The 19,168-nt window shown below is 72.5% G+C and carries 11 protein-coding genes; 3 read left to right on the forward strand and 8 right to left on the reverse strand.

Going from position 1 to position 19,168, the window contains the following annotated elements:
• Positions 1 to 41 precede the first annotated feature (41 nt).
• From ABT170_RS04065 to ABT170_RS04100, 8 genes are all read right to left on the reverse strand, one after another.
• On the reverse strand, positions 42 to 1,823 hold the full coding sequence (locus tag ABT170_RS04065) for an ABC transporter ATP-binding protein (protein ID WP_351863918.1): 1,782 nt from the start codon (positions 1,821 to 1,823) through the stop codon (positions 42 to 44).
• Positions 1,820 to 3,526: an ABC transporter transmembrane domain-containing protein gene (locus ABT170_RS04070; protein WP_351863920.1), complete on the reverse strand. Its 1,707-nt coding sequence runs from the start codon at positions 3,524 to 3,526 to the stop codon at positions 1,820 to 1,822. Before ABT170_RS04070 ends, ABT170_RS04065 begins: the two co-directional genes overlap by 4 nt.
• A complete protein-coding gene (locus tag ABT170_RS04075; protein WP_443034372.1) occupies positions 3,523 to 4,350 on the reverse strand; it encodes an ABC transporter ATP-binding protein in 828 nt (275 codons plus the stop codon). Before ABT170_RS04075 ends, ABT170_RS04070 begins: the two co-directional genes overlap by 4 nt.
• A gap of 136 nt (positions 4,351 to 4,486) precedes the next feature.
• Positions 4,487 to 5,485 (reverse strand): FecCD family ABC transporter permease, encoded by a 999-nt coding sequence (locus ABT170_RS04080; protein WP_351864105.1) that lies wholly within the window; start codon positions 5,483 to 5,485, stop codon positions 4,487 to 4,489.
• A 77-nt stretch (positions 5,486 to 5,562) separates the two neighbouring features.
• Positions 5,563 to 6,654 (reverse strand): FecCD family ABC transporter permease, encoded by a 1,092-nt coding sequence (locus ABT170_RS04085; protein WP_329945852.1) that lies wholly within the window; start codon positions 6,652 to 6,654, stop codon positions 5,563 to 5,565.
• Positions 6,655 to 6,701: 47 nt separating this feature from the next.
• Complete coding sequence (locus ABT170_RS04090) at positions 6,702 to 7,790, reverse strand: iron-siderophore ABC transporter substrate-binding protein (RefSeq protein ID WP_329945851.1); 1,089 nt, start codon at positions 7,788 to 7,790, stop codon at positions 6,702 to 6,704.
• 321 nt (positions 7,791 to 8,111) lie between these two features.
• Positions 8,112 to 8,969, reverse strand: a complete 858-nt coding sequence (locus tag ABT170_RS04095; protein ID WP_351863924.1) for a helix-turn-helix domain-containing protein — start codon at positions 8,967 to 8,969, stop codon at positions 8,112 to 8,114.
• Between the two features lie 157 nt (positions 8,970 to 9,126).
• Complete coding sequence (locus ABT170_RS04100) at positions 9,127 to 10,353, reverse strand: glycoside hydrolase family 64 protein (protein WP_329945849.1); 1,227 nt, start codon at positions 10,351 to 10,353, stop codon at positions 9,127 to 9,129.
• A gap of 451 nt (positions 10,354 to 10,804) precedes the next feature.
• Here ABT170_RS04100 and ABT170_RS04105 point away from each other — a divergent pair, with 451 nt between their 5' ends.
• The 3 genes from ABT170_RS04105 (at position 10,805) to ABT170_RS04115 (ending at position 19,154) form a co-directional block, all read left to right on the forward strand.
• On the forward strand, positions 10,805 to 14,695 hold the full coding sequence (locus ABT170_RS04105; protein ID WP_351863928.1) for an endo-alpha-N-acetylgalactosaminidase family protein: 3,891 nt from the start codon (positions 10,805 to 10,807) through the stop codon (positions 14,693 to 14,695).
• A gap of 325 nt (positions 14,696 to 15,020) precedes the next feature.
• On the forward strand, positions 15,021 to 17,381 hold the full coding sequence (locus ABT170_RS04110; protein ID WP_502970470.1) for a polysaccharide lyase 8 family protein: 2,361 nt from the start codon (positions 15,021 to 15,023) through the stop codon (positions 17,379 to 17,381).
• Positions 17,382 to 17,570: 189 nt separating this feature from the next.
• Entirely contained in the window at positions 17,571 to 19,154 is a 1,584-nt protein-coding gene (locus tag ABT170_RS04115) for an acyl-CoA carboxylase subunit beta (protein WP_329945847.1), read from the forward strand.
• The last annotated feature ends 14 nt before the right edge of the window (positions 19,155 to 19,168 follow it).

The following is a 19,168-nucleotide window of genomic DNA, read 5'->3' on the forward strand; positions in this document are numbered from 1 at the left end:
GGGGGCGGGTGCTGTGGTCGGGGGCCGGGCGGTGGTGGTTCTCACTGCTGCCGGGCGCCGCCGGTACCGGCGGCCGTGCCGGTGTACGCCTGCCAGAGCGCGGCGTACTCGCCCTCGGAGGCCAGCAGTTCGCTGTGCGTGCCGTGCTCGGCGACCTCACCGTGGCGGAGGGTCAGGATGTGGTCCGCGTCGCGCGCCTGTTCCAGGCGGTGCGCCACGATCACACTGGTGCGTCCGCGGGTGACGCGTTCGAGAGCCGTCTGAAGCAGCGTGCGGGTCTGCGGACCGGACTGCGCGGTGGCCTCGTCGAGGATGACGACGTCCGGGTCGGCGAGCAGCGCGCGGGCCAGCGCGAGGTGCTGGACCGATCCGTCGTCCAGCGGGGTGCCACCGGCGCCGAGGACGGTGTCGAGTCCCGATTCCAGTTCCAGCGCCCAGCCGGCCCCGGCCTCGCGCAGGGCACCGCGGAGATCCTCGTCGGTGGCGGTGGGCCGGGCGATCCTCAGGTTGTCGGCCAGGGTGCCGCCGAACAGATGGATCTCCTGCGTGACCAGGTACCGGGTGGCGGTGCGAACGCCCTCCGCGTCCCCGGTGAGGATCTCGCCGCGGTCCGGTTCGCCCAGGCCCGCGATGAGATGGGCCAGCGTGCTCTTGCCCGAGCCGCTGGCGCCGACGAGCGCGAGGCTCGTGCCCGCGGGCACGTGGAGCGAGACATCGCGCAGGGCGGGGCGCGTTCCGTCGTACGAGAAGGAGACCCCCTTCACGTCGATCGCCGGGCGGTGGCGCGGATCCGCCCGGCCGGACTGTTCCGCCCGGCCGGATCCGGAGCCGTCGCGGCCCAGGTCGGTGATGCCCACGAGCCGGGACAGCCCCGCCGTCGCCCGCTGGATGTCGTCCAGACTCCCCAGCAGCGCCCCGACCGGACCGAAGAGACGGTGGAAGTAGAGGGCGGCGGCCGTGGCGGCGCCCACCGAGATGGCCCCTGAGTCCAGCAGCACGAAGCCCGTGACCAGCACGGCGGCCAGGCCGATGAACTCCGCCGCGTTGAGCAGGCCCGTGAACCGGTTGCGCAGCCGTACGCCGTCGCGCTGCCGTGCGATGGCCAGTTCGCTGTGTCCGGCCAGCTCGCCGAGGTGCTGGTCCTGGGTCCGGTACGTACGGATGGTCTCGGCGCCGTGCACCGCCTCGATGACGGACTGGCCGCGTGTGGACTCCAGCCGGCGGATGTCCCCGTACACGACGTGCGAGCGGGAGAGGAACTGCCGGGTGGCGAACACATGGACGGGCAGGCAGATCAGGCCGGCGAGGGCCAGCCGGAGATCGAGGACCGCGAGGCCCACCAGGCTGAGGCCGATCGTGAAGCTCGCGTTGGTGACATCGGGAAGCACGTCGGAGGCCGCTTCGGAGACCGCTTCGACATCGCGGGTCACCCGGGAGACGACATCGGAACTGTCCGAGGACTCCAGGGTGCTCGCCGGAAGGTGGACCGCGGTCTCGAACACGTCCTCGCGCAGGGCGGCGAGGACGCCCTGGACGAGGACGACCAGCATCCGGCCGCCCGCGTAGGCGAGCGCGGCTCCGGCGACGGCGACGAGTACGAGGACGACGCCGAGCACCGTGATGCGGCCCCGCCCCGCCCCGTCCGCGACGGCGTCCACGATGTCACCGAGGACCTGGGGGGTGGCGAGGGTGACGGCCGTACCGCCGAGCAGGGTGAGCAGCGATACGGCGAGCCGGCCGCGGTGCGCGCCGAGCCGGCGGACGAGCTCCTCGCGGGTGCGGCGGGGGCCGGCGATGGGCAGTGTGCCTTTCGCGGGGGTCACCTGGGGGTTCCGTTCGGTTCGGGGTGGACGCCGCCGAGGTCGACGACCCGGTCGCAGGCGGAGAGCAGGATCCGGCTGGTGGTGATCAGGAGCGTCGTGGCGGGCAGGCCGCGCAGCCCTTCGGCGATGCGCTGTTCGGTCACCGGGTCGACCGCGGTGGTGGGTTCGTCGAGGACGACGAGATCGACGTCGCTGTGCAGCGCGCGGGCGAGCAGCAGCCGCTGACGCTGGCCGCCGGAGAGCCTGCGGCCGTGCTCGCCGACCTCTGCCTGGTCGCCCCCGACCAGTTCGAGTACGTCGTCGAGCATCGCGGCCCGGAGGACGGCCGGGTCGCTCTCGCTCCCCCGGGGGGTGAGGTTGGAGCGCAGGGTGCCGGAGAACACCGCACCGTGGTGGGGCGGCGCCGCGATCCGGGCGCGCACCGCGTCCGGGCCGAGGTCGACGGCGTCGACCCCGTCGACCAGGAGTTCGCCGCGGCGGAGCGGGACGCGGTAGCCGAGCCGGTCGCTCAGCTCCCTCGCGTGCCCGGGGTCGCCGGGGACGACGCCGACGAGTTCGCCGGGCCGCAGATCGAGGGGTTCGCCGTGCTCGGACGGATGCCACCGCAGCGCGGGAGCGGATGCGGATCCGGAGGCGGTGGAGGGAGTGGTGGCGGCGGGCGCGCCGGTGGCTTCGGCGGGGCCGATCAGCGGCGGCTCGTCCAGCAGATCGCCCAGCCGCCGGGCGGAGGCACGCTTGTGGATCCAGTTGGAGGCGAACGTACCGACATGGGCCAGCGAGCCCTGGAGGAACTGGGCGAGCCCGAGGACGGTGACGAGCTGACCGACCGTGATGCCGCCGTCCAGGGCGAGATACCCCGAGGCCGTCGCGAGCGCCGCGAGGAACACCCCCGACAGCAGCAGGCTGAGACTGCCGTACGCCAGCATCGAGCGCGAGGTGGCCACGGCCCCGCGCCGCGAATCCTCACTCGCGGTGCGGTAGCGCCGGGCGGCCTCCGACCGGGCGTTCATGCCGACGACCACCCGGAGTCCGGTGATCATGTCGGTGGCCACGTCGCCGGCTCGCGCGGCCGAACTCTGCTCGGCCATTCCCCGTGCCTCCAGCGGCATCGAGACCCGGCGCATCACGACGAGCACCAGGACCGTGCTGGCGATGACACCCAGGCCCAGGGGTACGGAGATCAGGAGCAGCGCCGTCGACGCGGTGAGGATCGCGGTGACGGTCGAGGCCTGCTGCACGACGCTCCAGGAGACCCCGGCGACCCGGTAGGTGTCGGACGAGACCAGGGAGAGCGCCTCGCCCGGACCGGGCCGGCGGCGCAGGGAACGCGGGTCCAGCAGCCGGGTCATCGCGCGCTGCCGCAGCTCGTGCTCGCCGTAGCCGTAGACGTCCACCATGGCCGTCGACGCCCGCTGGTAGGACAGCGACAGCACGACGAAGACCGCCCCGAGCACGGTGAGCCACCAGAACAGGGCGGAGCGGTCCGAGGGGGCCAGCGCCCGGTCGATGACGACGCCGATGAGGATCGGCACCAGCGCCTCGCACAGCTGGTGGACCATGAACGCCAGGGCGGTGAGGGTCAGCCGGTGGCCGCGGCCGTCACGCAGGAGCGCGACCCGGAACAGTGCCGGGACGGAGTTCGGCCCGTCGCCGCCGTCGCGCGTACGGTGCCCGTCGGCGCGGGCGGTTCCGACGGCGCTCACCGGGGGTCCCGCTGCCGGGCCAGGGGGATGACCATGGGTGTGCCGGTGACCGGGTCGGGGACGACCTGGCAGGGCAGATCGAACACTTCCTTCACGAGTCCGGCGGTCACCACCTCCTGCGGGGTGCCCTCGGCGACGACCCGGCCGTCGCGCATGGCGATGAGATGGGTCGCGTAACGGGCCGCGTGGTTCAGGTCGTGGAGTACGGCGACGAGCGTGTGCCCGGCGCGGTGCAGATCGGTGAACAGCTCCAGCAGATCGATCTGGTGGGCGATGTCGAGGAACGTGGTCGGTTCGTCCAGCAGCAGGATCGGGGTCTGCTGGGCGAGGACCATCGCCACCCAGACGCGCTGGCGCTGGCCGCCGGAGAGTTCGTCGACCGGCCTGTCGGACAGCTCGGTGACGGAGGTGGCCGCCATGGCGTCCAGTACGGCCTTCTCGTCCTGCGCGGTCCACTGGCGCATCAGCCTCTGGTGCGGGTGGCGGCCCCGGGCGATCAGATCGGCGACGGTGATCCCGTCGGGCGCCAGCGACGTCTGCGGCAGCAGCCCGAGGGTCCGCGCCACTTCCCTGGACCGGTACTCCGCGATGGACCGTCCGTCGAGGACGACCCTTCCGGCGCTGGGCTTCAGCAGCCGGGACACGGCGCGCAGCAGGGTCGACTTGCCGCAGGCGTTGGGACCGATGATGACGGTGAAGGACTCGTCCGGGATGCGGACGTCCAGGTGCTCCGAGATGGGCCGCCGGCCGTAGCCGATGGTCGCGTCGAGCACCTCCAGCCGTGCCGGGACCGGGGTCCGGGTGCGCTGTGTCGTGATGGTCACGGGTACTCCTCGCGGATGGGCGGCCGGAGCGGCGGATGCGACAGGGCGGGCGGGTGCGGCGGGACCGGCAGGGGGGACGGGACGCGCCGGAGCGGCGGGGCGGGCAAGGGGGACGGGAGGGACGGGGCCGGTACGGTCATCCGCGCCGTCCCGTGTACTGGCGGGCGAGCAGCCAGGCCAGATAGGCCCCGCCGACGCACAGCGTGACCACGCCCACGGGCAGGTTGACGCGCTGGGCGACGAAGTCGGCGCCGACCAGGACCGCCGCGCCGGTCAGCGCCGCCGGGGCGATCCGTACCGTGGTGGGACTCCGCGTCAGCCGCTGGGCGATCTGCGGTGCGGCGAGCGCGATGAACGCGATCGGCCCGACCGCCGCCGTCACCAGCGCCGTGAGCGCGACCCCGACGAGGGTGGCCGCGAGCCGTGCGCGCTGCGCGCCCACCCCGAGGGCCACGGCCGCGTCGTCGCCCAGCTCCAGATGGACCAGAGGCCGCACCACGGCCGCCGAGCAGATCAGCAGCAGGACGAAGACGACGGCCGTCGCCCGCAGTTGCTCGAAGCCGAGCCCGCTGAGGGAGCCCGCTCCCCAGGTGGCCGCCAGCATCGCCTGCTGCGGGTTGACGGAGAGGAGCAGCATCGAGGTGAAGGAGCTGAGGAAGGCGCCGACGGCGATCCCGACGATGATGAGACGGAAGGGGGCCAGTCCGCCCCGGTAGGCCAGCAGATACACCAGGAGCGCGGTGCCCGCTCCGCCGATCAGTGAACCCGTGGCGACGGCGAGGTAGTTGGCGGTGCCGAGCAGCAGCATGACCACGCTCGCGCCGGCGTACGAACCGGAGGCGAAGCCGATCACGTCGGGGGAGCCCAGCGGGTTCTTGGTGAGCGACTGGAAGAGCGCGCCGCTGATGGCGAGCGCCGCTCCGCAGACGATCGCGAACAGCAGCCGGGGCAGCCGCCAGGTCACGACGACCAGCCGGTCACGGGAGTCGGCGTCCGGGTCGAACAGGGCGGACAGCACCTGCCCCGGGGTGAGCGAGATGGACCCGGTGCCCAGGGTGAGGACGCCCAGGACGACCACGGCGAGGGCCAGGGCGGCGCAGACGAGGACGGAACGCCGCTCGACGCGCAGTGCCATCCCGTTCCGGCGCCAGGCCCATACGGTCCGTCCGAAGTCGACCCGGTCCGCCGCCGCTCGCTTCGTTGTTCCGACGGTCACAGGGTGCTCACCTTCCGGCGCCGGACGAGCGCGACGAGGACGGGCGCGCCGACGAGCGCCGTGACGAGGCCGACCCGCATCTCGCCGGACGGCAGGATCACCCGTCCGATGATGTCGGCGGCCAGCAGGAAGGCGGGCGCGAGGATGACCGTGACGGGCAGGATCCAGCGCTGGTCGGGTCCCACGAACCAGCGCACGATGTGGGGCACCATCAGCCCGACGAACGAGATCGGACCGGCGACGGCCACGGCGGTCCCGGCCAGCAGGGTGACGGCGAGGACCAGGACCACCCGGGTCACCGCGAGACGGGTGCCCAGCGACCGGGCGATGTCGTCGCCCAGCGCGAGGGCGTTGAGCGAGCCCGCGCTGCACAGTCCGAGCAGAAGACCGGCGCCGATCAGCGGCAGGGCGATGGGGAGGATGTCGAGCGACCGGCCGCCGATGGAGCCGACGCCCCAGAACCGCATGACGTCGAACGTGGTCGTGCTCTTGAGTGCCATGGCGGAGGTGAAGCCGCCGCACACGGCGGTGAACGCGACTCCCGCGAGGGTGAGTTTCACCGGGCTGCCCCGGTCGGCGCCGAGGGAGCCGAGCGTGTAGACGAGCACGGTGAGCCCGAGGGCCCCCGCCAGCGCGAACCAGATGAACTGGCCGGCGGCGGTGTACCCCAGTACGGCGACCGCGAACGTCACCGCGAGGCTCGCGCCCGCGTTCACGCCGAGGATGCCGGGATCGGCCAGGGGGTTGCGGGTGAACGCCTGGATCAGGGCGCCGCTGAGGCCGAGGGCCGCACCCACCACCAGCCCGATCACGGTGCGCGGCACGCGCAGTTCGCGCACCATCACATGCTCGTCGGAGTCGTCGAAGTGGAACAGCGCGTCCCACACCGTGCCGGGAGCGATGGCGCGGGCGCCGACCATCACGCTGAGCACGGTGACGGCGAGCAGCAGCGCCACGGCGGCCAGCAGGATCAGCAGGCGGTAGCGGTGGCGGCTGCGCGGGGCGGCCGGGCCCGCGACGCCGCGCGGGCCCGGCGCATCGCGCGCCGTACCGGTGGTGAGGTCACCCGTGGGTGGGGCGGTCGTCATGGTTGTCCTTGGGAGAGGGCGTCACCTGGGGGAGCGGCGGACGGAGGTCAGGAGCCCGCGCCGGTGTTGCCCCTGCCCGAGACGGCGTCGGCGAGCATCGGGACATAGCGCTCCATCGCCCAGGGGATGGAGAGCACGGACGGCCCGCTGGTGGCCATGCCCAGGGCGGCGTCCTGCACGAACGCGTAGTGCTTCCCGGCGATCGGCTTCCAGCGCGAGAACAGCGGGTCCTTGAGGGAGTAGGGGACCTCGGCCGAGCCGTTGGCCCAGCCGACGAAGATGTCGGCCTCGATCGTGTCGAGCTTCTCCAGGCTGACCCCGCCGTACCAGTTGGTGCCCTTCACGGTGGACGCGATCGTTTCCATCGACGGGGTGTTCCTGAAGCCCATCTCGGTGAGCAGCCGGACGCGGGCGTCGTAGTGGAGATACAGACCGACGTCCGTCGCCCCGGGCGTGAGGGCGACTCCGTAGGCGAAGGTCTTGTCCTTGAACTCCGGGTGCTCCTTCGCCACGGTGGCCAGGGTGCCCTCGACGTCGGTGACGATGGTCTCGGCCTTCTCGGTCTCGCCCATCGCCTTGGCGATCGTGCGGGTCATCTCCTGCCAGGTCCCGCCGTCCCAGGGCTTCTCCAGATACGGGATGGTGGGAGCGATCTCGGAGAGGCGCTTGTAGTCGACATCGGTGATGCCGGAGTACAGGCCGACGATGAGGTCCGGCTTCAGCGAGAGGATCTGCTCGAAGTCGGTCTCGCCCGCGTCGCCGTAGTTCAGCGTCTCGGGCAGCGGACCGCCGAGCTTCTCCACCGTGCTGCGGAACCACGGGGTGTAGCCCTGCTTGTCGCCGCCCCACTGCTCGTCCACGCCGACCGGGACCGTCCCCAGGGCCGCGACCACGTCCAGCGACATCCAGCTGACCGCCACGATGCGCTTGGGCTTCTCCTTGACCGTGGTGGTGCCGTGGCCGTGCTTGATGCTCACCGGGAAGCTGTCCGAAGCGGCGTCGGCCTTCGCCTTCGCCGGGTCCGGTTCGGACGTGCCGCTGCCGCAGCCCGCCAGCACGACGACGGCGGCGAGCACCAGCGCCATGAGGCGGGCCACGGCGCCCGGTCCGCGTCCGGCCGGGATGGATATGGACATGCTTCTCCTCGGATCTGTGCACGACGCGTTGGCGCGACGGCGGTTGTATGGGGAAGGGGACCGCGGCGGGACGACACGCGTGCGATCGAGCCCACACTTTAACTTAGGTAACCCTCACCTAAGTGAACGCTAGGGAATCGGGCCGCCGGCGGGGGGCGCGCAGTGGCCATGGTGTGTCGAGAATCGGCCACATACCGGATCTGCGGCATTCCCGGCCGGGTGTTTCCGGTAGAGCGAAGGGCCCCCGCCGGTGCGGGGGCCCTTCGGGTGGCGGGGGAGGCGCGGCCGTGTCCGCCGCCTCCGCCCGGCGGCGGGGAGTGCTCAGTGGCCGGCGGGCGCCGGCACCGTCTGCTCGCGCAGGTACTCGGTCGGGCTGGCTCCGGTGACCCGCCGGAAGGCGGCGGAGAACGCGCTGGTGGTGGAGTAGCCGCAGCGGTGCGCGACCAGATTGACCGGACGGCCCTGTGCCAGCAGTGTCGTCGCCGCGGACATCCGCACCAGCGACCGCCACCGGGCGAAGGACATGCCGACATCGCGGCCGAACGCCCGGGTGACGGTGCGTACGCTCAGCGCGTGCCGCGCCGCCCATGCCTCCAGCGAGAGGTCGCTCTCCGGGTCGCGCATGACGTCGTCGGCCAGGGCGCGGATCCGCGCGTCCTCGGGGACGGGGACGTCGATGGCGGGATGCGGGTCCTCCTCCAGCAGGTCGATGACGACGCGCTGGGTCCGCAGCCGGAGGTCGTCGGGCATGGGGGTGGCGTCCAGGTGGAGCAGCATCTCCTGCAGGGCGCGCCGTACGCGCAGCGGGCGCGCGGCGGACCAGTGCGGCGGAATCGCCGCCCGGGTCACATAGGTGTAGCAGCTCACGCTGCCCGGGTCGGGCGAGGAGTCGTGCGGGGTGCCGGGCGGCAGCCAGACCCCCTGGCCGGGTACGAGCCGGCGCATCGTGTGGCGCGTGTGCAGTGTCAGTGAGCCGTGGTGCGGCCAGACCAGGAGCGCGTCGGTGTGCGTGTGCACCCCTCCGGTGGCCGCCGCCGAGTGCGTGGAGCCGTCGAAGACCGCGGTGGTCAGCAGATAGGGGGCGGACACCAGGGCGCCGCCCGGCGACGGCTCGGCCCATCGGGGCGCGACCGCCGGGGGCGCCTCGCCGCGCTCGCGGCCCGGGACTGTAGCCAGCATGAACTTAGGTTAACCTAACCTGCCGCTCGCCCGGGAGGCCCCGGAGGCGGTGGGCCTCACCCGGGGCGGACCGGGCCCGCGACGCGCGACGCCCCCGCCCCGGAGGGCGGGGGAGCCACGGAACCCCGGGCCGTGTCCGGCCCCGTGGGGGGAGGGTTCAGGAGCCCACGCTCACCGTGAAGCGGCGCGGGTTGCCGTCGTGGGCCGCACCCGAGACGTCCGGCTGGCCGTCGGGGCGTACGTCGTCGTAGGGGAACGCGTAGCCGATCGGGCTGTTGGCGTGGACGACGCGGGACCAGTGGTTGGTCACCGTTCCCCTGTAGTAGTCCGCCACCGTGGTGCCGTTCGGCTGGTTCGGGTGGCTGAGCATGATCGAGCGGTTGAAACCGGCCGCCAGCCGGGCCAGGATCGCCTTCTTGTCGTCGGAGTCGCCCGGGTTGTTGGTGAACGGTCCGTGGTTGCAGGTGAAGATGTCCTTCGACACCGGCTTGCCGAAGGTGTGTCCGCCCGCGAACGTCAGGGTGTCGCCGCTGACCCGCCCGGCGAGCGTGCCCCGGCCGCCCTGGAGGTCGATGCGCAGATCGGTGGAGCGGTACTTGTTCCACACCTCGTCGATCTGTGCCGTGAACAGATCCCGGAACGGCATCTGTTCCGGCCGGTCGAAGAACGGGGCCATCAGGTTCTGCGGCGAGATCACCCGCAGCACACCGCCGTCCGGCCCCCGGGTGACCAGCCTGTCCCAGGGCTGCCCGTCGGCGGCGGCCTGCGCCGTGAGGCCGTCGGCGATCCGCCCCACCGCGCCGTCCGGCAGCGGGGCGACGGTGTGCGTGGAGTCGCCCTCCAGCCTCAGCCCGATCGGCAGCGACGTCACCAGGTCGACGTAGCTGATGTTCGCGAACAGCTGCTGCGGGTTGAAGGTGAACTCGCAGAACGACCAGGTCCGCCCGTAGTTCGGGTCGGTGGGCGTGGCGAAGGCCGGTTCCACCAGGGAGGGCCCGGGGTTCAGATAGAAGTCCAGCTTGGCGTCGCGTACGAAGTAGACCCGGGCGCCGAACATCTGAGGGAGCGTCAGTACGACCGGTCCGGCTCCCGCGCCCTTCAGCGGGATGGCGCAGTCGACCGGCAGCGGGGTCTGCGGCGCCCCCGGGGACTCGGGGCGGTAGACGCCTCCGTCCGGGCGCAGGAGCGCCCAGCGGCCGGTGCCCTGCTCATGACCGGTGACATAGGCGTGCACCGTGCCGGGCAGCGAGCGGTTCTCCAGGGCCAGTTCGCAGGTCGCGGGTGCCGCGGCGGCCCGCGGGCTCAGCGCGCTTCCCCAGAGGGGATAGCCCAGCGCCGCGGCCGAGGCGGCGGTGCCCGTCAGGAACGTTCTGCGCGAAATCACGAGGGACTCCCGAGGTGTGTGTGGGGGGCCGCGGACGGTGGATCGCGGGGGCGGTGAGGGGGAGTGGCGCGAGGAGTGACACGAGGAGTGGCGAGGGGGTGGTGAGGGGGAGTGGCCAGGGATGGGGGAGGTGATGCCCCGGGGTGTCCGCGGTGCGCACCACTCTCGCGACGCCCGGGGCGAGCGTCAAGAGTTGCGACTGAGAGCGCTCTCAGAAATGCGGAGTCTTCACAACTCGTCGCACACACGCCTCACTTGAACGGCTCCGTCCGGAAAGGCGGCGGGCGGGGCGCGACGGATCGCCGGATCCGGCGATCAAGAGATGAACGGGCCGGCCCGTCCGGTCCGGGCCCGTCCCACTTGGACTAACGCGTGGCGGTTGTTGGACTGCGACGGCCCATGACGCCGCACATCGTTGACGGTGTCCGGACACGAGGACTACTCAGGGCCCATGTCGCGAAGATTCACCTCCGCCGGCGCCGTCGCCGCCGCCTCAGCAGCCGTCCTGGCGCTCGTGGGGACCAGCCTCCCCGCCGCAGCCGCCGACCCGCTCCCCGCCGCAGCCGGGGCGGCCGACCCGGGCGGCTCCGCCGTCATCGGATCCGCGCAGCTCTCCGTCGCCGTCGCCGACGACTTCCCGCGCGTCCTGTCGTACACCGACCGGGCCGGCGGGAAGCGGCTCCTCGGCAGTACGCGGCCGGTCACCACCGTCACCCTCAACGGCACCGCCCACCCGGTGAAGCTCAAGAGCGCCCCCGAGGTCACCGCCTCCACCGCCCGCTACACCCTCACCTTCACCGACCTGCCCGGCATCGAGATCGACGCCACGCTCTCCGTCGCGGGACGCGCCACCACGTTCCGGGTGACCGCCGTCCGCGACACCGAGGCCTTCCGCGTCTCCACCATCGACATACCCGGGCACGACCTGGTCTCCGTGGGCTCCGCGGAGTCCGGCGCGGCGACCGCGTTCACCACGCTCGACCCGGACTCCACGCGCACCGCCGACGTCTTCGCGGAGGTCAGTGCCGCGACGGCCCCCGACAGCGCACCCGTCGGCGCCACGTACGCCCTCGTGAACACCGGTTCGCTCGCCGCGGCCGTCGAGTCCAACTCCTCGTACGACAAGCCCGCGGGCGCCACCGGCGGCGACGACGCCCGCTTCTGGCACCAGGCCCGCAAGGCCGGGGACGGCAGCGTCCGGGTCGGCCTCTGGTCCGGCCAGTGGACCTACCGGGGCGAGGGCGCGCCGAAGCCCGCGAGCGGCGCGGACCTCCCCTGGGCGAAGGTCGTCGTCACGCCCGACGCCAACGGCGACAAGGCCGTCGACTGGCAGGACGGCGCCATCGCGTTCCGTACGATCGGCATCGCCGCGCCCGGCGCGCGGGACACCCCGGACCGGGTGGTCACCCACATCCCGTTCAACTTCGCCAGCCAGGCCACCCACCCCTTCCTGCGCACGCTCGACGACGTCAAGCGGATCTCGCAGGCCACGGACGGCCTCGGCCAGCTCGCCGTCCTCAAGGGGTACGGCTCCGAGGGCCACGACTCCGCCCACCCCGACTACGGCGGCAACTACAACAAGCGCGCCGGCGGGCTCAAGGACCTCAACGCACTGCTCAGGAACGGGAAGAAGTGGGGCGCCACCTTCGGCGTCCATGTGAACGCCACCGAGTCCTACCCCGAGGCGAAGGCCTTCGACGAGAAGCTCGTGGACCGGACCAGGCCCGGCTGGAACTGGCTCAACCAGAGCTACTACATCGACCAGCGCCGCGACATCAACAGCGGCGGCCTGGCCCGGCGCTTCCAGCAGCTGCGCGACGAGACCGACAAGAACCTCAGCCTGCTCTACATCGACGTCTACTACTCGCACGGCTGGATCGCCGACAGCACCCTGCGTGCCGTGCAGCGGCAGGGCTGGAACGTCGGCACCGAGTGGGCCGACAAGTTCGAGCGCGGCTCCCTGTGGTCGCACTGGGCGAACGACCTGAACTACGGCGGGGCCACCAACAAGGGCCTCAACTCGCAGATCATCCGCTTCATCCGCAACGGCGAGAAGGACATCTGGAACAACGACCCGGTTCTCGGCCAGAGCGCCATCGAGGAGTTCGAGGGCTGGACCGGCGAGAGCGACTGGAACGCCTTCTACGCCAACATCTGGCAGAAGAACCTGCCCGCGAAGTACCTCCAGCAGCAGCGGATCACCCGCTGGAAGGGCCATGACATCACCTTCACCGGTGAGGTGCGCGGCACGGTCGAGGACGGAAAGCGCACGTTCTACGACCACGGCCGCAAGGTCCTCAGCGGCACCGACTACCTGCTCCCCTGGGACGGCGGGAAGAAGCTCTATTACTACAGCGAGAAGGGCGGCAGCAGCAGTTGGGCGGTGCCCGGCAAGGGCCCGTACACCGTCTACCGGCTCACCGACAACGGCCGGGAGAAGGTCACCACCGTCCGCCCCGCGGACGGGCGGATCACGCTGAAGGCCACCGCCGGACAGCCGTACGTCCTCTACCCGGACCGCGCCCCCCGCGCCGCCGACCCCCGGTGGGGCGAGGGCACCCCGGTCGCGGACCCCGGCTTCAACGACAGCGGGCTCGGCGACTGGACCCGGACCGGCACCGTCACCCGTGACACCGACGGCCGGGGGCGCAACAGCGCCGCGCTCTCCGGAGCCGCCACCGCCGCCGTCTCCCAGCGGATCACCGGCCTCGAACCCGGCAGGCGCTACACCGCCTCCGCCCTCATCGAGGTCGAACCCGGCAGGAGCCGGCACACCACGCTGACGGCGGGCGGAAGGTCCGTCGCCGTGGACCGCTCCACCGCGAAGGACCAGGTCGCCGCCTCCGACTGGAACGGCACGTACTTCCAGCGGGCCAAGGTCAACTTCACCGCCCCCGCGAACGGCCGCACCACACTCCGCGTCGAAGCGGCGAAGGACGGCACCGGCGGCGGCACCGGCGCCGCCACGGTCCGCGCCGACGATGTCCGTATCGTCGAGAACGCACCCGCGACCAGGAAGAACACGGTCGTCCACGAGGACTTCGAGGATGTCGACCAGGGCTGGGGCCCCTTCCTCAAGGGCGACGCGGGCGGCTCCACCGACCCCCGCACCAGCATCTCCCAGCTGCACGCCCCGTACACCCAGGCGGGCTGGAACGGGAAGCTCGTCGACGACGTGCTCGGCGGCAAGGAGTCGCTCAAGGCCCATGAGGAGAACGCCGGCCTCGTCTACCGCACGGCCCCCTGGACCGTGCCCATGGCCGAGGGCCGCAGCTACCGGATCGAGTACGACTACCAGTCCAGCCACGCCGGGGCCTACGAATGGGTCGACGGCTACGACCGCACCGGCGCGGACGGCACCCCCGTCACCACTCGGACCCGCACCACCCCCATCGGTGAGCAGCGCACCACCGGCCACTTCAGCCGGACACTCACCGCGGGCTGCGGCGACACCTGGACCGGGCTGAGCAAGCGCGGGGACGCCCCGGACGGCGCCGACTTCGTCCTCGACGGCTTCACCGTGACCGACCTCGGCCCCACCCCCGCCGGGCAGGAGGCCGCCTGCGGCACACTCGCCGTCGCCGCCGACGCGGAGACCCTGGTGCCCGGCGAGGCCAACACGGTGAAGGCCACGTTCAGCAACCACGAGACCGCGCCCGCGACCGGTGTCGAGGTGGCCCTGACCGTGCCTGAAGGCTGGAGCGCCGAGCCCGTGGGAGCCATCGCCTTCGACTCGGTCGCCCCGGGCGCGAAGGCCACCGGAACGTGGCGGGTCACCCCGCCGCCGGCCGCCGAGTACCGGACGTACCAGCTGGGTTCACAGGCGGTGTACACGGTCGGGGGTGCCGGACGGAAGCTGGCCGCGCAGACCTCCGTACGGACCCTCCCGCCGCCGCCCACCGCCGACAGCTGGGCCAGTGACCTGGACTGGACGGCCTCCGAGAACGGCTGGGGACCGGTCGAGCGGGATCTGTCCAACGGGGAGACGGGCACCGGTGACGGATCCCCGCTGAGGATCGGCTCCGTCACGTACGCCAAGGGCCTCGGCACCCACGCCCCGGCCAGGGTCCGCTACTACCTGGGCGGGAAGTGCACCTCCTTCACCGCCGAGGTGGGTGTGGACGACGTCCAGGCCTCGCGCGGCAGCGTGCGGTTCTCCGTCACCGCCGACGGCACCGAGAAGGTGAAGTCGCCGGTGCTCGGGGCGGCCGACGCCGCCTGGCCGCTCACCGCCGATGTCACCGGCGCGGCGTACGTCGAGCTGGTCGTCGACGACGGCGGCGACAGCAACGGCAACGACCACGCGGACTGGGGCAACGCCCGCTTCCACTGCGGAAGCTGAGCGCACGGGGGTGCGGCCGGGAAGCCGGCCGCACCCCCTCGGCGCCCCTGATCCGGCCCGGCCGGCCGTCGGCTCCCGCCCGCCCCGTCCTCCCCGCCCCGTCCTCCCCGCCCCTGGCAACGGGCCTCGTCCGTCCCGCCTCTTCCACCGGGCCCCATCCACCGCGCCCCGCCCCGCCCGGGGTCCGTGCCGACGCCGCGAGCGTGCGTGCCGGGCGGCGCGGCGGGGTAGGGGCTGCCGGGAGGGGCGCTGGACCGGCGGGCGCCCGGTGCACACCGTTCGGGGCCCGGCCGGTGGCCGGACCCCCGCCCCCGGAGGTTCTCCCGTGCCGCTCACATCCGCCGCCTGGTCGCGCCGGGCCTTCCTGGCCACCGGCGGTGCCACCGCCCTCGGTGCCGCCCTGTCCGGACCGGCCCGTGCCGCCGGTGGCCAGGAAGCCCTCGCCGACGAGGAGTTCGACTCCCTCCGCCTGCGCTGGACCGGTCTCGCGCTCGGCACCGGCTACGACGCCGCCGCCGAGCCCTACGCCTCCCGCCTCACCGCGACCGGTGAACGCGCCGCCGGATTCGCCGAGTCGATGAGCCCGGCCCCCGGCTCCCTCTGGCCCGACCGGACCTTCGACCCGCCGTCCGGCATCACCCAGAGCTACAGCCGCCTGTGGACCATGACCCGGGCGTACGCCCAGCCCGGCACCGGGCACACGGGCGACACCGCTCTCCTCGCCGCCGTCGTACGCGGCCTCGACCACCTGGCCGCCACGGTCTACAACCCGTCCACCACCCGCTACGGGAACTGGTGGGAGTGGCAGATCGGCAGCCCCCGCCTCCTCATGGACATCGTCGCCGTCCTGCACGACCACCTCACGCGCGAGCAGCGGCAGGCCGCCTGCGCCGCCGTGGACCACTTCATCCCGGACGCCGTGCTCCGCGACTACAGCGGCACCTCCACCGGCGCCAACCGGGTCGACCTCTGCCGTTCCGTCGCCCTGCGCGGCATCCTCGGCCGGGACCCCGCCAGGATCGCGCTGGCCCGTGACGCCCTCTCGCCCGTCTTCCCGTACGTGACGAAGGGCGACGGGCTCTATGCCGACGGCTCCTTCGTCCAGCACACCTGGGTCGCCTACTCGGGGACGTACGGGCAGGTCATGCTCGACGGCCTCGGCCGGCTCTTCGCGCTGCTGGCCGGTTCCTCCTGGGCGGTCACCGACCCGGCCCGGCAGACCGTCCTCGACAGCGTGGAGCACGCCTACGCGCCGCTGATCTACAACGGCCTGGCGATGGACAGTGTCAACGGCCGCGCCATCAGCCGGGGCCTGCTCAAGGGCGACGAACGCCGGGTGCTGCGTGGCGACCACTTCCACGGGCAGGGTCTGATCGCGGCCATCGCCCTGCTCGCGGGCGGGGCGTCCGCCGCCGAGCGCGACCGGTGGAACGCCATGGTCAAGGGCTGGATCGAGCGGGACACCACCTCCCCGGTCCTGACCGCCCCGCAGTTCGACGTCGCCGACCTCGCCCGGCTGCACGCCGCTGCGGCGGCCCCCGTCCCCGCCGCCCCCGAACCGGTCGGCCACACCCTGTTCGCGGCCATGGACCGGGCCGTGCACCGCCGCCCCGGCTGGGCCGCGAACATCTCCATGTCCTCGGAGCGCATCAGCTCCTACGAGTGCGGCAACGGCGAGAACCCGCGCGGCTGGCACACCGGGGCGGGAATGCTCTACTGGTGGCCGGGGGCCGAGCGGGGCGACCAGTACACCGACTGGTTCTGGCCGACCGTCGACTGGTACCGCCTGCCCGGGATCACCGTCTCCACCCGGCGCCTCCCCGACCGGGCGGGCGGCGAATGGGGCGAGCCCCGGCCCGCGGCCCGCTGGACCGGCGGCGCGCACGACGGCGAGTTCGCCGCGGTCGGGCAGCACGTCAAGGGCCTCGGGTCCACCCTTCAGGCCCGCAAGTCGTGGTTCTGCGCCGCCGACGCGGTCATCTGCCTGGGCGCGGGGATCACCGCCACCGACGGGGTGCCCGTCGAGACGGTCGTCGACAACCGCAACCTCGGCCCGGACGGCGCCGCCCACCCCTTCACCCTCGACGACCGGGAGCGCCCGCGCTGGGCCCACCTGGAGGGACACGGCGGCTGGGTCCTGCCCGGCGGCGCCGCGCTGCGCACGCTGCGCGAGGCGAGGACCGGGGCCTGGGCCGACATCAACACCACCAGCTCGACCGCCCGCGAGACCCGCCACTGGCAGACGCTCTGGCTCGACCACGGCACCGACCCGGCCGACGCCGGCTACGTCTACCTGCTGATGCCGGGCGCCGACCGGCGCACGGTGGCCGCCCGGGGCGCCGACCGCGGCTGGCTGAAGGTGCTGGCCAACACGGCCGCGGCGCAGGCCGTCGCCGTGCGCTCACTGGGCCTGACCGCCGCCAATTTCTGGCAGGCCGGTGCGGCGGGACCGCTGTCCGCCACGGCCCCGGCGAGCGTGCTCGTCAGACGGGGCCCGCGCTCCACTACGCTCTGTGTCAGCGGCCCCGACCGGACCGGCACCCCGGTGGACGTGGTCTGGGACCGTCGGGTACGTACAGTGGTCCGCGCCGACGCGGGAATCGAGGTCCGGGCCACCGGGAACCGGCTCGTCCTGCGCGCCGAACCCGGCACCGAAGGCGCCGTGCTGCGCTGCGAAGTGCGCTGACGACCGCCCCCTGCCTGTGCCGCGCACCACACGCTCCGCTTTGTGGAGGGCCCACAAGGCGGAGCCCTGTGGGGCTGGTGGTTCGGCTGCATCGGGGCGGGCTTCTGTTCACACCCACCACGAAACGGGTCAGGAGACTGTTCGGAGTCGACGGCACGATTTCTGGGTCGGGGTTCGTAGGGTCGATACATGACCGTTGTGGAGGAAACCCCGGGTGAGCCGACCGACACCCGTGGCCGGGTGGCCGAACTGCTGGCCCTGCGTGAGCAGGCGAGGCGCGGACCGAGCGACCGGGCGACCGAGGCGCAGCACGCCAAGGGCAAGCTGACGGCGCGTGAGCGCATCGAGCTGTTGCTGGACCCGGGTTCGTTCAAGGAGGTCGAGCAGCTGCGCCGGCACCGGGCGACCGGTTTCGGCCTGGAGGCGAAGAAGCCGTACACGGACGGTGTGATCACCGGGTGGGGCACGGTCGAGGGCCGGACGGTCTTCGTGTACGCGCACGACTTCCGGATCTTCGGCGGGGCGCTGGGCGAGGCCCACGCCACGAAGATCCACAAGATCATGGACATGGCGATCTCGGCGGGTGCGCCGCTGGTGTCGCTGAACGACGGCGCGGGCGCCCGTATCCAGGAGGGCGTCTCCGCGCTCGCGGGATACGGCGGGATCTTCCAGCGGAACACGCGGGCCTCGGGCGTCATCCCGCAGATCAGCGTGATGCTCGGCCCGTGCGCCGGCGGCGCCGCCTACAGCCCGGCGCTGACGGACTTCGTGTTCATGGTCCGCGAGACCTCGCAGATGTTCATCACGGGTCCGGACGTGGTGAAGGCGGTCACCGGCGAGGAGATCTCCCAGAACGGTCTCGGCGGCGCGGACGTGCACGCCGAGACCTCGGGCGTCGCGCACTTCGCGTACGACGACGAGGAGACCTGCATCGCCGAGGTCCGGTACCTGATCGGGATGCTGCCGTCCAACAACCGGGAGAACCCGCCCACCGCCGAGACCGGCGACCCGGCCGACCGGCGCGGCGACGTCCTGCTGGACCTGGTCCCCGCCGACGGCAACCGCCCCTACGACATGCACAAGGTCATCGAGGAACTCGTCGACGACGGCGACTACCTGGAGATCCACGAACGCTGGGCCCGCAACATCATCTGTGCCATGGCCCGCATGGACGGCGCCGTCGTCGGCATCGTGGCCAACCAGCCGCAGTCGCTGGCCGGGGTCCTGGACATCGAGGCGTCCGAGAAGGCCGCGCGATTCGTCCAGATGTGTGATGCGTTCAACATTCCCATCATCACTCTCCTGGACGTACCCGGCTTCCTCCCCGGCGTCGATCAGGAGCACGGTGGGATCATCCGGCACGGCGCGAAGCTCCTCTACGCGTACTGCAACGCCACCGTGCCCAGGATCTCGCTGATCCTGCGCAAGGCCTACGGAGGCGCCTACATCGTCATGGACAGCCAGTCCATCGGCGCCGACCTCACCTACGCCTGGCCCACCAACGAGATCGCCGTGATGGGCGCCGAAGGTGCCGCCAACGTCATCTTCCGCCGCCAGATCGCGGACGCCGAGGACTCCGAGGCCATGCGGGCCCGCATGGTCAAGGAGTACAAGGCCGAGCTGATGCACCCCTACTACGCCGCGGAGCGCGGTCTGGTCGACGACGTCATCGACCCGGCCGAGACCCGCGAGGTACTGATCGCCTCGCTCGCGATGCTCCGCAACAAGCACGCCGACCTGCCGTCCCGTAAGCACGGCAACCCGCCGCAGTAGGCAACGCTCCGGCG

Source organism: Streptomyces sp. NPDC001787, from assembly GCF_040297465.1.
GTDB lineage: Bacteria > Actinomycetota > Actinomycetes > Streptomycetales > Streptomycetaceae > Streptomyces.